This is a genomic window from Mesorhizobium sp. M0772, from assembly GCF_040320135.1.
Taxonomy (GTDB): domain Bacteria; phylum Pseudomonadota; class Alphaproteobacteria; order Rhizobiales; family Rhizobiaceae; genus Mesorhizobium.
This window is the reverse complement of the sequence record NZ_JAMYPB010000018.1, coordinates 34,113-48,077: the sequence shown is the minus strand read 5'-3', so window position 1 is coordinate 48,077 and position 13,965 is coordinate 34,113. Positions and strand designations below refer to the sequence as shown.

The window sequence follows — 13,965 nt, the reverse complement described above, 5'->3', positions numbered from 1 at the left end:
ACCAGAGCACTGCAGTATTGTGCATGGCAACATGATCATTTTCCATATGGACTGAAATGTCCACCCTGTGGCTGCCCCGCCATCTGGCTAGTTCGCCCAGAACCGGCCCATCCGCTTCCGGCCCATCTCAGCCGTCATCGGCGCAAGCTGATTTGGACCGAGCGCCGGATCCTGCGGCTTACTCGATCAGTTGCGGCTGTTGAGATGCCGCACCCTTCGCAGTTGCGGAAACAGCACCGCCCACATTCCGGCGACGGCAATCGCACCGACGCCGCCGATCACCACCGCCGGCACGGTGCCGATCAGCGCCGCCATGGTGCCGGCGCGGAACTCGCCGACTTCGTTGGAGGCGCCGACGAAGACCTGGTTGACGGCGTTGACGCGGCCGCGCACCTCGTCGGGTGTCCACAGCTGGATCAGCGTCTCCCGGATATAGACGCTGAACATATCGGTGGCGCCGAGGCCGGCAAGGGCCAGGATCGACAGCCAGGTGATGGTCGAGACGCCGAACAGCACGGTGAAGGCGCCGAACCCGGCGACGAAGCCGAGCATGATCTTGCCGGCATTGTCGCGCAGCGGATGCCCGGCAAGCCAGACCGCGACACAGATGGCGCCGATGCCGGGCGCCGAGCGCAGCAGGCCGAGGCCCCACGGGCCGAGTTCCAGAATATCGCGGGCATAGACCGGCAGCAGCGCCGAGGCACCGGACAGAAGCACGGCGAAGAGGTCGAGCGAGATGGCGCCCAGGACGATCTTCTCGCTCCAGATATAGCGGAAGCCGGCAAACAGCGTCTCCATCGTCGGCTTGTCGGTGGCGCTCTGCTGCGCCGGTTTCGGAATGGTGAAGATCAGCAGACCGGCCACCAGCATCAGCACGGAGGCAACGGCGTAAGCGGCTTCGGCCGAGACGCCATAGAGCAGGCCGCCGGCGACCGGGCCGACAATGGTCGCCGTTTGCCAGGCGGACGAGTTCCAGGCGATCGCATTGCCGAAATCTTCCGGCGGAACAAGGTTGGCGAACAGCGACGACGAGGCCGGCCCATAAAAAGCGCGCGCCAGGCCGAACATAGCCAGCACGATGAAGATCGGCAGCGGGCTGACGAGACCGCGCAGCGTGAAGTACAACAGGACAAGCGCACAACCTGCCTCGACTACCGTCGCCAGCGCCATGATCAGGCGGCGGCCGAAACGGTCGGCGACAACGCCGGTGACCAGCACCAGCAGCAGCGACGGCAGGAACTGGACGATGCCGACAATGCCGAGATCGAAGGGATCGCGCGTCAGATCATAGATCTGCCAGCCGACGGCGACGGACACGATCATGGTGGCGAAGGTGGTCAGGAAACGCGCCGCCCAATAGCTCAGGAAGGAGCGATGGCGGAAGGCGGCGTAGCGCCGGTCAGGCGGTGTATGGGAATGGGATGTCATGGATACAGGCCCCGTTGCTTGCATTGGCCGGCGGGGCACTTCCCGGAAATCGGCGCTGTTCCGGCCAATGAAACTTATCAAAGTTCGGGGCGCGTATGCGTGAAAATCGGGCCTGGATCAAGCGGTTTTCAAGCCGCTCGCCCGATTGCACGCGGACGTTACTGCCTCAGCGCGGCGGAGATGGCGTCGAGGCCGCCCTGTAATTCCGCCTCTTTCGGCCAGCCGAAACCTACGCGGAAGAAGCGCTTGGGCATATCGAACCAGTGGCCGGGACCGACATAGGTGCCGTGGCCTTCCAGCAGATTGACGTAGAAACGGTCGAGGTCGAAGTCTGGACTGACATTGAGCCTTGGAAATCCGACGACGCCGCCTTGTGGCCGCACCCAGTCGACCAGCGGCTCGCGGTCGATCCAGTCTTGCACGATGTCGCGGCGTTTCGCCATCTCGGGCAGCAGCGCGCCCAAGAAAGCGTCGCGGCGCTCCAGCATGCCGCGCGCAATGCTTTCGTCGATGACGCTGCCGCAAATGCCGATCTGCTCCTTGGCGGCGAGGAAGCGCTCCTGCAGTTCGGCATCGCTGGTGATCAGCCAGCCAATGCGGATGCCGGGAATGCCGAAGGCTTTCGACAGCGACGAGACGCTGATCGCCTTGGGGCTGAGAGAAGCCGCCGCCGGCAGGCGCTGTCCATAGGAGAGGTCGCGATAGGTCTCGTCGACCAGCAGATGGCAGCCGCTCGCTTCGGCCAGCGCAATCAGCGCGTCGAGATCGGCCCGGCCCATCATCGTGCCGGTCGGGTTGTGCGGGCAGGTGACGCTGATCAGCTTGGTGTTCGGTTGCATGCTGGCGGCGACGCGGCCGAAATCGATGGCAAAGCCTGCGTCGAAATCGAGATCGACATAGGAGATGGCGCAGCCGATCGCCTTGGGGGTCTCGATGTTGGTGGCGTAGTTCGGCCGGACGACGACAAGGTGGTCGCGCTCCGACAGAAGCGAGGTCGAAATGATGAAGAGCGCGCCCGCCGCACCGGCGGTCACCAGAACATCGTCAGGCGAAATGCCGGAATCCTGCGCCGCGATCAGCGCCCGCAACTCCTTGTCGCCGCGATGCTCGCCGTAGAACAGCGTGAGATCCGGCAGCGACAGGCCGACGTCGGAGAGTTTCTGATCGGCGATCGAGCTTTCGGAGAGATTGAACCGAATGCGATCGTAGCCGTATTCCTCCGGCGCCTCTTTCTCGATCACCATTCTGGCGTAGTTCATGGCTGCTCCCCCAAAGTCCTGACACTCAGAGGTACAAGCCATAAAAGCACGAAGCCTGCCAAGGCTCATTCGCCGGCAGGCTTCTGTTCCAGTCGTCCAAACGATTGGCTCAGGGCCGAGGCGCTGATCCCACTCAGGCCGGAACCTTGGCCTTCCGACCCTTGGCTTTCGCCGGCGCGGCCACTGCAGCCTTGCGGCCGAGGCCGATCGACTTGGCCAGCTCGGAGCGCGACGCCGCGTAGTTGGGGGCAACCATCGGATAGTCGGCCGGCAGGCCCCATTTGGTACGATAGGCTTCCGGCGTCAGGTTGAAATGGACGCCGAGATGGCGCTTCAGCGATTTGAATTTTTTGCCGTCCTCGAGGCAGATGATGTAATCCGGCGTCACCGACCGCTTGGGATTGACGGCCGGGATCTGCGGCGCCGCCACTGGGGCCGGCGGCTGGCTGAGCCCGCCGATCGACGCCGCAACGCTGGCGATGAGATCGCTCAGGCCGGCAACGGGCAAGCGGTTCTTCTCGACGTAAGCGGACACGATATGGGCGGTAAGCTCGAGCAGGTCGATGTCCTTGTCAGAGTCGTTGCTGTCGTCGGCCAATTTATCTCTCCGTCGCTAGGGGGGTGGCGGAAACTCCCAGAGCGGTCCCAGCGGAGCCGGAATCCGCTCTAGTCATTTGTCTTGCCGCATATGTGCGGTTGCGCCAGATGATTCCATCCGGTGCCACCGATCTAATCGCCAAATCTGCGTAACGCAATGACTTCGTATCGCGCCACACGTCATTTTGAACAACTATACTGAATTTTAATACTATCAGACGATCAGCGCCTTGTCGCGCCATAGTCGAAAACCGCCCTCGAAGGCGCGCGTATTGTCGCCACGCCTGGATGTGGCGGGCAATTCATCCAGTCTGTCGACATTGCCGCCGCCGATGACGACATAATCCGGCTGCAGCGCCGCACGCAGCCGCCCGACGACGTCGAAAACGTATTTGCGCCATTTTTTCTTGCCGTATTTCTCCAGGCCGCGCTCGCCGACATAATCTTCGAAACTGCCGCCCTTGCGGTACGGCAGATGCGCCAGTTCCATCGGCTGGCCGACATTGTTGAGGATCATCGCAGCGCCCAGGCCGGTGCCGAGGCCGAGGAACAGCATGCGCCCGCCATCGTAGCTGCCGATCGCCTGCAGCAGCGCGTCGTTGACGACCTTGACCGGCTTGCCGAAGGCGGCGGCAAAATCGTAGCCGTCCCAGCCCTTGCCGAGATTGGCGGGATCGAGCGAAGGCCTGTTGTGCTCGACCGGGCCGGGATAGCCCATCGAGATCACGTCATAGGCCAGCCCTTCGGCCAGCGTCTTCACCGTGGCGACCATCTGCTGCGGCGTCAGGTCCGGTCCGGAATCGGCCCGGCGCATCTCGCCGCCTGCGCTGGTTAGGATTTTTACGTGCGAGCCGCCGACATCGATCGTCAGCACGATCGGTTCCGCCTTGGCCTTCGCGGGCCTGGCTGCCTTGGCCATGTCGTTTCCTCCGCTCACTTGGCGCATTCCCGCGTTTCAGGGAAACGGGGGAATGCTCCAACTCTTTGTTTTTACCCAATTTCGGACGGAAAGACCGCTCGCACTTTTCCTGGAATTGCTCAACTCGGATTGATCCAGCCGTTGGGCGGCCCGAAGCTGGCCATGGCGTCGGCAGGCCCCCAGGTCTTCGGCTCATACATATGCGGCGGCGTGGTGTCGCCCAGCACCGGGCCGACGATGCGCCAGGCAAGCTCGCTGGCATCCTGGCGGGTGAACAATTGGCCATTGCCGTTCATGGCATCGCCGATCAGCCGCTCATAGGGCGGCATGTCGCCCTTCGAATCGTCCAGCGCGGTGAGCTCGACCTGCTCGCCGACCATGTCGTCGCCGGGCGCCTTGCGCTGCGCGCCGATCGAGATCGCCACCTGCGGGTCGATGCGGAAGCGCACGTAATTGGCGTCGCTGGGCTTGATCGGATCGAAGACGTCGAGCGGCGGCCGCTTCAGCCGCACGATCACTTCGGTCACATGCACCGGCATGTTCTTGCCGGTGCGGATGAAGAAGGGCACGTCCTGCCAGCGCCAGGTGTCGACCATGAAGCGCACCGCGGCAAAGGTTTCGACCGGCGAGTTCGGCTTCACGCCGGGTTCAGCGAGGTAGCCGGTGAACTGGCCGCGCACGACGTCGTCCTTGGTCAGCGTGCGGATGGCGCGCAGCACCTGCACCTTCTCGTCGATCAGATCGTCGGCCGAGCGGCCGACCGGCGGTTCCATGGCGAGCAGCAAAAGGATGTTGAGCAGATGGTTCTCGATCACGTCGCGGATAGCGCCGACATCGTCATAGAATTTGCCACGGCCTTCAACGCCGAAGTCCTCGGCCATGGTGATCTGTACGCTTTCGACGAAGTTGCGGTTCCAGATCGGCTCGAGAAAGGAATTGGCAAAGCGGAAATAGAGCAGGTTCTGGATCGCCTCCTTGCCGAGATAGTGGTCGATGCGGAAGATCGACTGCTCTTCGAACACCAGATGCAGCACGCGGTTCAGCCAGCGCGCCGATTGGAGATCGTGGCCGAACGGCTTTTCCACCATCAGCCGCGCGCCATGCGCGGTACCGGATTGCTCCAGCCCCTGGACGACGGTCTCGAACATGGTCGGCGGCACCGCCATATAGTGAAGCGGCCGCTGCGCCGAGCCGAGCGCCGTCTTCAGCTTCTCGAAGGTCGCGCCGTCGCGGTAGTCGCCGCTGACATAGCGCAGCAGACTGGCGAATTTGGCGAAGATCTTTTCGTCGATCTTGCCGAGAGCGTTGACGATGCCGTCGCGGGCCCTCGCCTGCAATTGGTTGATGTCCCAGGCATCGAAGGCGACGCCGATCACCGGCTCGGTCAGCGTCCCCTTGGCTACCATCTGGTAGAGGGCCGGAAATATCTTCTTGTGGGCAAGGTCGCCGGTTGCTCCGAAGAGCACCAGCGTGTCGGACCGTTCCGGGCTCATCTTGCGAGTCTCCCCTGCGGCCTTCACTTGCCGGCCTTCGGCTTTTCGACATGGCCGCCAAAGGCATAGCGCATGGCCGACAGCAGCTTGTCGGCGAATTCGGATTCGCCCTGCGAGGAGAAGCGGTCGAACAAAGCCGAGGACAGAACCGGCGCCGGCACGCCGGTGTCGATCGCCGCCTTCAGCGTCCAGCGTCCTTCGCCGGAATCGGAGACGCGGCCGCCGAACTGGGCCAATGCCGGGTCGCTCTTCAGTGCGCCGGCGGTGAGGTCGAGCAGCCACGAGCCGATCACACTGCCATGGCGCCAGACCTCGGCCACTTGCGGCAGGTCGATGTCGAACTGATAGTATTGCGGGTTTTCCAAAGGGCTGGTCTCGGCGTCCGCCGTGCGCTGTCTTTTGCCGGCATTTGCCGATTTCAAAATGTTCATGCCTTCGGCATAGGCGGCCATGACGCCATACTCGATGCCGTTATGGATCATCTTGACGAAATGGCCGGCGCCGCTCGGTCCGCAATGCAGGTAGCCAAAGGGTGCGGTTCCACCCGCCTTGTCGGGCGTGGCGCCGACATCGGCGCCGGGCGCCAGCGTGGCGAAGATCGGGTCGAGGTGTTTGACCGCCGTGTCGGGGCCACCGATCATCAGGCAATAGCCGCGCTCCAAGCCCCAGACGCCGCCGCTGGTGCCGACATCGACATAGTGCAGGCCCTTGGCCGCGAGCTCGGCCGCCTGGTCGACAGCGTCGTGATAATAGGAATTGCCGCCGTCGATGATGATATCGCCGGGCTCCATCAATGCTGCCATCTGGTCGGCGATCCTGCCGGTGATCGCCGCCGGCAGCATCAGCCAGGCGCTACGCGGCTTGGACAGCTTGCCGACGAACTCTTCCATGGAGGCGGCGCCGATGGCGCCATCGGCAACCAGGGCGGCAACGCTTGCCGGGTTGATGTCGTAGACGACGCATTCATGGCCGTCGCGCATCAGGCGGCGCACCATGTTGGCGCCCATCCTGCCCAGTCCCATCATTCCGATCTGCATGGTGTTGTCCTAGTCGCTTGAGGAAAGAAATTGCTGGCGAGTTAGTTCTCAATGCCGACGGTGAAGTCGACATTCTCCCAACGGTCGCCGTCGGGCCAGAAAAAAGTGAAGACGATCGTATTACCTCGCGGAATATCGGTCACCGGCAGATCCGCCATATGGACCCCAAAGACATTCACGGACGTGTTGATTTCATGGCTGGTCTGCCACTGGTCGCCGCTCCAGCGGATCAGTGCCGGCTGCAGCAGTTCAACCCGCAGCGTCTTGCCGGCTTCCAGGGTGCGCAGCCTGTTGTTGAAGCGCCATATCCTCAGCGGCGAGCCGGTCTTGTCCCTGACATAGCGCTTGACGCCTTGCGGCGGCATGTCGAAGACGGCGCCGTCGCGGAGCGAGCGCAACAGCTTGATGTGTTCCGAATGCGCCCAGACCAGCGGCATGGCGCTGCCCGACGGCCTGCCCAGCCACAATTCGCGCTCCGGTATGTCGGCGCCGTCCCAGACCTGTTCCGGCAGCAGACCGCCCACACCAGCCGAAGCCTCGAATGTCCTGAGCAGGCTTGCCGCCTTGTCCTTGTTACCGGCGGCCAGCTCGTAGTGGGCGCTTTCGCCGGCCCGCAACGGCCAGGGGGGGCCCGGGCCGTTGCCGTCGAAGGGGGCGCCGTCGGCGTGTTCGCCATAACCGTCGCTGGTGTAGCGGTACCATAGAGGCCCTTGCGGCAGGTCGCAGCGCAGTTGCGCGTCGATGATCTTGACCGTGCCGACGATGCGCGGATCGTCCGCGGCCCTGAGGCCGAAGCGGACTAGCGCCAGCGCGTCCGGGCTGACAATCGCTTCGGCCGGCTTGTCGGTATCGCCCGGCGGACGGTTCTTGATCGGTACGAAGCCGTCCTTCGGCGATGCGGCGCCTGAACCGTCGGCCGGCGCGATGCGGATGTAGTAGCCGTCGACGCCAGCCTCGTGGCACGCCGGTGTGCCGCTGACATAGGTCCAGCGCTCGATCTGGTCGTTCCAGCAATCCGCGACCTCGCGCAAATAGTTAGCCGGCTCCGGTTTGCCGTCAACGTCGAACAGATCGGCGGCGCCAAGCAGTGCCGATATTTCGACGGCGAGCGTGAATGGGCTGTAGCCGGCATCCTCTTCCCAGCGGTCCTGCCCGGTGACGGGACCATTGCGCACGACATAGGACGCTGCTTTCTCGACCATCGGCATGAAGGCGGCGAGCTTGGCGCGCGGCAGGTGGCCGGCGCGGTGCAGCGCATCGGCAAGCAGCAGTGGGAAGGCGCATTCGTCCATCTGGATGCCCGGCCAATAGAGCGAGCCGTCGAGCCACACATTTTGTGGCCAGTGGCCGTCCGGCTGCTGGATGGAACGGAGATAGGCGAGGATCTCAAGCGCCTGCGCCGGATCGCCGGCGGCGAGCAAGCCGCCCGCGGTTTCCACAAGGTCGCGCGGCCAGACCAGATGATAGCCGCCAAGATCGTCGTCGCCCTTGCTCGCTCCCCACGGGATCGACAGGCTGGCAACGGCCGCGCCGGGCCTCGCCAGCGACAGGTGCGTCGCCAGCACCGCTGTGCTGACGCGGTAGGTGTTGAGGCCGGATGCATCATGGTGGTCGAGCGGCGTCAGGCCTGCCTGCCATTTCCGCCATTTCGCGACATAGGCCTTTGCCGCCGGCTCAAAACCGCGTTTCAGGCTGGCGGCGGCGTTTTCGGCCGCTTCATCCGGCGTCGCCCCAAACCCAAGCGCAAGCAAGGCTTCGCTGTTGGCTAAAGAAAAGCCGATCTCGCCGGTCAGCGCGACATTGCCGTCCTCCGCGCTTTGGCAGGTCGGATCGAGCCGGCCGGCGCGGCTGAGTTGCTGCCAGCCGTCGGAAAAGCCTGCATAGCCGGCCGAGCAGTCGCCCCAGGGCAGCGAGGAGGCAAGCGCCAAGCAGGCGCCGTGCCCGGACGCAAACAGCATCGGCTTGCCCTTGTGCTCGCCGATCCAGGCGGTGTTGCCCATGCCGGCATTGACCAGATGCGGCGCCAGCAGGGCGTAGACGCGGTAGTCCGTGGCCACGCCCTCGAGTGCCGTGAAGCTGATTTCCTGCAGCAGGGCCGGGCGCGCCGGATCCGCCAGGATGCGCTTTTCGATCCGGTAACGCGCCGTCGCGTTGACCAGCCGGTAGGCGGGCACGCCTTCCTCGAACGGCTCGATGGCATGCGTGGCGTCACGCTTCTCCTCGGAAAACCAGCCGCCGAGGCCGGTGACCAGCAGTCCCATGTCGCGCGTGCAGGCGCTGTCGAGGCCGGGATAGTAGACTTCATTGACGATGCCATGGCTGAGCGTGAACCAGACGCGACTCGCCGTTGAAAGCGCGGCACCTACGCCGCTCTTGGCGCTTGACGTCCAGCGCGCCGGAATTCCGGGCGCGCCCATTCTTTTGGGTGCACTGGGGGGAAGGGTCGGCGGCGTCGCTGCCATGCATGGTCTCCTGGGCCCTTCCCTAGACCAGCAGGCGAAGGCTTTTCAATCATCGCACCTGAAGTTGATCGCCAAGGCGTAACCGATCGCAGTTGACAAGCGAGCTCATCTGCATTTGTCTGACAATAGATAAAAAACAGGCAGCCAAAGCCAAAACCATCAGCAACAGTCGGCGGGGCCGACAATCCATGGGAGGATTATGACATGAAGAAACTGCTCGTCCTGAGCGCTCTGGCGGCGATGCTCGCCTCGGGCACGGCGCTTGCCGACACCAGCGGCAAGAAGATCGCCTTCTCCAACAATTACGCCGGCAATTCGTGGCGCCAGGCGATGCTCGACAGCTACGGCATCGTCACCAAGAAGGCGGTGGAGGATAAGATCGTCGGCGCCGCCGACATCTTCACCACCGCCGACAAGGAAGTGCCGACCCAGGCTGCCCAGGTGCAGAACCTGATCCTGCAGGGTTATGACGCCATCGTCATCAATGCCGCATCGCCGGATGCGCTGAACGGCGCCATCAAGCAGGCCTGCGATGCCGGCATCGTCGTCGTCTCCTTCGACGGGACCGTCACCGAACCTTGCGCCTACCGCGTCGTCGTCGACTTCAAGGACATGGGCAAGCAGGAAGTCGAGCAGATGGCCAAGTTCCAGCCCAAGGGCGGCAATTTGCTGGAAATCCGCGGCCTTGCCGGCACCTCGATCGACGATGCCATCCATGCCGGCATCCTCGAAGGCGTCGCCGCCCATCCCGAGTTCAAGATCGTCGGTTCGGTGACCGGCGACTGGGACCAGACGACGGCGCAGAAGGCGGTCGCGACGATCCTGCCTTCGTTGCCCGACATCGTCGGCATCGTCGACCAGGGCGGTGACGGTTATGGCGCGGCACAAGCCTTTGCCGCCGCAGGCAAGCCGCGTCCGACCATCATCATGGGCAACCGCCAGGACGAGCTGAAATGGTGGAAGGAGCAGAAGGACAAGGATGGCTACCAGACCTGGTCGGCCTCGATCGCGCCCGGCGTGTCGTCGCTGGCCTTCTGGGTGGCGCAGCAGGTGCTCGATGGCCGCACGGACATTCCGCATGACCTTTTGGTGCCGTATCTCGCCTTTACCCAGGACAATTTCGAGACCGAGCTGCCGAAAATCAAGGAGGGCGGCGTCGCCACCCACGAATACAGCCAGGAAGACGCAATCGCGGCGATCAAAGCCAATATCAAGTGATGCATTGCATTCATTGCCAGCGGCATGACCAACCGGATATCGTTGAGCATGCCTGAGGCCAATACGGACATCATCAGACTGGGCGGCGCCGAAAAACAATTCGGCGCCGCCCATTTGGACATCATCAGGCTGAACGGCGCCGAAAAACATTTCGGCGCCGTTCGGGCGCTTAACGGCGTCGATTTTCATGTCGCATCAGGCGAATGCGTCGGGCTGGTCGGCCACAACGGCGCCGGCAAGTCGACGCTGATGCATATGGTGGCCGGTACGCTGCAGTCCGATGGCGGTGAGATCGCGGTGCGTGGCAATGCCGAAACCGACTACTCGGTGGCGCGCGCGCTGAAACTCGGCATACGCTGCGTGTTCCAGGAACTGTCGCTGTGCCCGAACCTCAGCATCGCCGAGAACACCCGCATCAATCATCCGGCGCTCACCGGCTTCGGCTGGCGGCGCAAGGCGGGCGCTCTCATCGCGGCCAAGCTGGACGAAATCTTTCCGGATCACGGCATCTCGGCAGACGACATTGCCGGCGATCTCTCCATCGGCCGGCGGCAGATGGTCGAGGTGGCGCGCGCCTTCACGGTGACGCGCGATCCGCTCGACTTGGTCATTCTCGACGAGCCGACCTCTTCGCTGGACGCGCATACTGCGGGCCAGCTGCTTGCCTTCGTGCGCCGTTTCGTAGCCACCGGGGGCAGCTGCATCCTGATCTCGCATGTGCTGGGCGAGGTGCTGCAGAATGCCGATCGCATCGTGGTCATGCGCGACGGCAAGGTGGTCGCCACGGACGTTGCAAAAGCGTTCGACCGCGACCGGCTGGTGACCACCATGGGTGGCGCGGAAGCGCGCGAGAAGATCGCGGCGGAGATCGCCGCCAGGCCGGCGGCGGGCCCGCTCAGGGTGCGGGCGCGGCCCGAGCGGCAGCAGGACGGCAAGGAGCTTGTCGCTCGCGCCGGCGAGATCATCGGGCTTGCCGGGCTTGCCGGCCATGGCCAGACCGACCTGTTGCTGGCGATCTTTGCCGCCGCGACGCGTAGAAGGCTTGATATCGAGGTGACCGCCCCGGTGGCGCTGGTGGCCGGAGACCGCCAATCGGACGGCATTTTCCCGCAATGGTCTATTGCCGAAAACATCGGCATCCGCTCGCTGGCGCGGCTGCGCAAAGGGTTGCTGATCTCGCCGCAGCGCGAGGCCGAGCTTGCCGAGTTCTGGAAGCAGAAGATCGGCATCCGCACGCCTGATATGACCAACAACATCTTCTCGCTGTCCGGCGGCAACCAGCAGAAGGCGCTGTTTGCCCGCGCACTGGGTTCCGATGCGCAGATCGTGCTGATGGACGATCCGATGCGCGGCGTGGACATCGGCACCAAGCTCGAGGTCTACGATCTCGTGCGCGAGGAGGCGGCCAAGGGCCGGACCTTCCTCTGGTACACCACCGAGACCGAAGAGCTCGACAATTGCGACCACATCCATGTCTTCAAGAACGGCCGCATCGTCGCCAATCTCACGCGCGACGAGCTGACCGAGGAAAAGATCATCCAGTCCTCATTCGGCGACGCGGCCTGAGATGACGGCAGTCGCTCCCGGCCCGACGACCTCGCCGCGCAGCAGTCCCGCCCGTGCGCGCCTGTTGCGCAGCCTGTTGCCGGCGCTGTCGCTGGCGCTGGTGGTTATCGCCATCGCCTGGCTCAACCCACGCGCCATCAGCTATTTCGGCTTCAGCCTGATGCTCAACCTGGCGATCCCGATCGCGCTGGCGACGATCGCCCAGATGTTCGTCATCGCCGGCAACGAGCTCGATCTGTCGATCGGCACCTTTGTCGGCTTTGTCGGCTGCGTCACCGCGACCTGGCTGAAGGACGCGCCGCTGCTCGGCGTGGTCATCCTGCTCGGCGCCATCGGGGTCTATGCACTGCTGGGCGCATTGATCCATCTGCGCAATCTGCCGTCGATCGTGGTGACGCTGGGCATGAGCTTCGTCTGGCAGGGGCTTGCCATTCTGGTGCTGCCCAAGCCCGGTGGCAAGGCGCCGGACTGGCTCTTGTCGCTGATGGCCTTCAAGCCGCCCTTCATTCCGTTCCCTATCATCGCCGCGCTGGCGATCGCAGCGGTGGTGCATTTTGGGCTGATGCGCACCTCCTATGGCGTTATCCTGCGGGGATCCGGCGGCAATCCGGCGGCGCTCAGGCGCGCTGGCTGGTCGCTGCTGCGCACCAAGATCGTGCTGTTTGCGCTGACCGGCCTGTTCGGCGTTCTGTCCGGCATGGCGCTGATCGGCATCACCACCTCGGCCGACGCTAATATCGGCAATGGCTACACGCTGCTGGCGATCGCCGGCGTCATCCTCGGCGGTGGCGAGTTCGTCGGCGGCCGGGTATCGCCGATTGGCGCCGTGCTCGGCGCGCTGACACTGGCGCTGGCGGCATCGCCTCTGCTCACCTTCATGCACATTCCGCCGGATTGGCAGGTCGCCGCCAACGGCGCCATCCTGATCATCGTGCTGGCAGCCCGCGTCCTGATCAGTCGCAGGGAGAGATAGCGATGACATTTGTGAAATCGCTGGCCGCCAAACCCTGGATATGGTCGTTCATCGGCGCGATGTCCGTCTGGCTGGCGACCATCGCTTTCACCGGCGGCTATGGCGGCGGTGGCATGGTCACGGCGGCACTGTCGCTGGCGGTGTTCACCGTCATCGTCGGAGTCGGCCAAATGTTCGTCATCACGCTCGGGCCAGGCAATGTCGACCTGTCGCTGCCGGCCAATATCGGGCTCGCCAGCGCCGTCGCCATGAAGGTCATGGGCGGCAGCGATTCCATGATCGTGGTCGGGCTGCTCGCCGCGCTCGCCTGCGGCGCTGCCATCGGTGCCGTCAACTATCTCCTGATCTGGGCGCTGAGGATCCCGCCGATCATCGCCACTCTGTCGGCCAGCTTCATCATCCAGTCGATCGACATCAGCTATGGGCGTGGCCTGCAGATCAAGCCGCCGCCCGGCTTTGCCGATTTTGCCAACTGGCAAATCCTGGGCATTCCAGTGCTGGCGATCCTTACCGTATTGTTCACCATCGGTGCGGCCATCGCCTTGCAGCGCATGATCTATGGCCGCTCGGTGCTGGCGATCGGCCAGAACATCCGCGCCGCGTGGCTTGCCGGCGTCAATGTCGGCCGCACCCGCTTCCTCACTTACACGCTGTCGGGCGCGCTCGGCGGCATGGACGGGGCGCTGCTCGCCGGCTATTTCCGCGGCGCCAATGTCGATATCGGCAACGAGTACCTGCTGGCCTCGATCGCCGTCGTCGTCATCGGCGGCACCTCGGTCGCCGGCGGCAAGGCCAATGTTCCCGGTGTCTGGGGCGCGGCGCTGTTCCTGGTGCTGCTTCTGACCATGCTCAACACGTTCGGCGTCAGCGCCGGCGTTCGGCTGTTGCTGACCGGGCTGATCATCGTCGGCGTCATCACCGTAGCCGGTGGCGAGAAGGCGGTACGCTAGCGCCGGCTCATGCCAGCGACACCGCCAAATTTGACCATGTGGACAAAAGTCCGTACCCGTTCC

11 protein-coding genes are annotated in these 13,965 nt (G+C 64.0%); 4 read left to right on the top strand and 7 right to left on the bottom strand.

Annotation, left to right across the window (positions count from 1 at the left end):
* Nucleotides 1-186: 186 nt before the first annotated feature.
* From NKI06_RS14605 to NKI06_RS14575, 7 genes are all read right to left on the bottom strand, one after another.
* A complete protein-coding gene (locus NKI06_RS14605) occupies nucleotides 187-1,428 on the bottom strand; it encodes an MFS transporter (protein WP_352985924.1) in 1,242 nt (413 codons plus the stop codon).
* Nucleotides 1,429-1,586: 158 nt separating this feature from the next.
* On the bottom strand, nucleotides 1,587-2,687 hold the full coding sequence (locus NKI06_RS14600) for an aminotransferase class I/II-fold pyridoxal phosphate-dependent enzyme (RefSeq protein WP_352985922.1): 1,101 nt from the start codon (nucleotides 2,685-2,687) through the stop codon (nucleotides 1,587-1,589).
* A 133-nt stretch (nucleotides 2,688-2,820) separates the two neighbouring features.
* A complete protein-coding gene (locus tag NKI06_RS14595) occupies nucleotides 2,821-3,285 on the bottom strand; it encodes a Ros/MucR family transcriptional regulator (protein ID WP_023687743.1) in 465 nt (154 codons plus the stop codon).
* A 213-nt stretch (nucleotides 3,286-3,498) separates the two neighbouring features.
* Nucleotides 3,499-4,203, bottom strand: a complete 705-nt coding sequence (locus NKI06_RS14590) for an ROK family protein (protein WP_023747359.1) — start codon at nucleotides 4,201-4,203, stop codon at nucleotides 3,499-3,501.
* A gap of 119 nt (nucleotides 4,204-4,322) precedes the next feature.
* The gene (gene zwf, locus NKI06_RS14585) at nucleotides 4,323-5,696 is read right to left on the bottom strand and encodes a glucose-6-phosphate dehydrogenase (RefSeq protein WP_023687745.1); all 1,374 of its coding nucleotides are present in this window, start codon (nucleotides 5,694-5,696) and stop codon (nucleotides 4,323-4,325) included.
* Nucleotides 5,697-5,719: 23 nt separating this feature from the next.
* Entirely contained in the window at nucleotides 5,720-6,733 is a 1,014-nt protein-coding gene (gnd, locus tag NKI06_RS14580) for a phosphogluconate dehydrogenase (NAD(+)-dependent, decarboxylating) (protein WP_023670467.1), read from the bottom strand.
* A gap of 41 nt (nucleotides 6,734-6,774) precedes the next feature.
* The gene (locus NKI06_RS14575; protein WP_352985918.1) at nucleotides 6,775-9,195 is read right to left on the bottom strand and encodes a glucan 1,4-alpha-glucosidase; all 2,421 of its coding nucleotides are present in this window, start codon (nucleotides 9,193-9,195) and stop codon (nucleotides 6,775-6,777) included.
* A 204-nt stretch (nucleotides 9,196-9,399) separates the two neighbouring features.
* Here NKI06_RS14575 and NKI06_RS14570 point away from each other — a divergent pair, with 204 nt between their 5' ends.
* The 4 genes from NKI06_RS14570 to NKI06_RS14555 are packed head-to-tail and all read left to right on the top strand — an operon-like array spanning nucleotide 9,400 to nucleotide 13,902.
* Complete coding sequence (locus NKI06_RS14570) at nucleotides 9,400-10,413, top strand: ABC transporter substrate-binding protein (RefSeq protein ID WP_023683930.1); 1,014 nt, start codon at nucleotides 9,400-9,402, stop codon at nucleotides 10,411-10,413.
* Between the two features lie 48 nt (nucleotides 10,414-10,461).
* Nucleotides 10,462-11,979 carry a sugar ABC transporter ATP-binding protein gene (locus NKI06_RS14565; RefSeq protein WP_352985916.1) on the top strand — a complete coding sequence of 506 codons (1,518 nt, stop codon included), beginning with the start codon at nucleotides 10,462-10,464 and terminating at the stop codon, nucleotides 11,977-11,979.
* 1 nt (nucleotide 11,980) lies between these two features.
* The gene (locus NKI06_RS14560) at nucleotides 11,981-12,952 is read left to right on the top strand and encodes an ABC transporter permease (RefSeq protein WP_352985914.1); all 972 of its coding nucleotides are present in this window, start codon (nucleotides 11,981-11,983) and stop codon (nucleotides 12,950-12,952) included.
* Nucleotides 12,953-12,954: 2 nt separating this feature from the next.
* Nucleotides 12,955-13,902 carry an ABC transporter permease gene (locus tag NKI06_RS14555; RefSeq protein ID WP_352985911.1) on the top strand — a complete coding sequence of 316 codons (948 nt, stop codon included), beginning with the start codon at nucleotides 12,955-12,957 and terminating at the stop codon, nucleotides 13,900-13,902.
* Nucleotides 13,903-13,965: the final 63 nt, after the last annotated feature.

Bases quoted from the DNA above. Each gene is read 5' to 3' on its own strand.
- zwf (WP_023687745.1), bottom strand. From the start codon at position 5,696: ATGAGCCCGGAACGGTCCGACACGCTGGTGCTCTTCGGAGCAACCGGC.
- NKI06_RS14560 (WP_352985914.1), top strand. From the start codon at position 11,981: ATGACGGCAGTCGCTCCCGGCCCGACGACCTCGCCGCGCAGCAGTCCC.
- NKI06_RS14575 (WP_352985918.1), bottom strand. From the start codon at position 9,195: ATGGCAGCGACGCCGCCGACCCTTCCCCCCAGTGCACCCAAAAGAATG.
- gnd (WP_023670467.1), bottom strand. From the start codon at position 6,733: ATGCAGATCGGAATGATGGGACTGGGCAGGATGGGCGCCAACATGGTG.
- NKI06_RS14570 (WP_023683930.1), top strand. From the start codon at position 9,400: ATGAAGAAACTGCTCGTCCTGAGCGCTCTGGCGGCGATGCTCGCCTCG.
- NKI06_RS14565 (WP_352985916.1), top strand. From the start codon at position 10,462: ATGCCTGAGGCCAATACGGACATCATCAGACTGGGCGGCGCCGAAAAA.
- NKI06_RS14590 (WP_023747359.1), bottom strand. From the start codon at position 4,203: ATGGCCAAGGCAGCCAGGCCCGCGAAGGCCAAGGCGGAACCGATCGTG.
- NKI06_RS14600 (WP_352985922.1), bottom strand. From the start codon at position 2,687: ATGAACTACGCCAGAATGGTGATCGAGAAAGAGGCGCCGGAGGAATAC.
- NKI06_RS14605 (WP_352985924.1), bottom strand. From the start codon at position 1,428: ATGACATCCCATTCCCATACACCGCCTGACCGGCGCTACGCCGCCTTC.
- NKI06_RS14555 (WP_352985911.1), top strand. From the start codon at position 12,955: ATGACATTTGTGAAATCGCTGGCCGCCAAACCCTGGATATGGTCGTTC.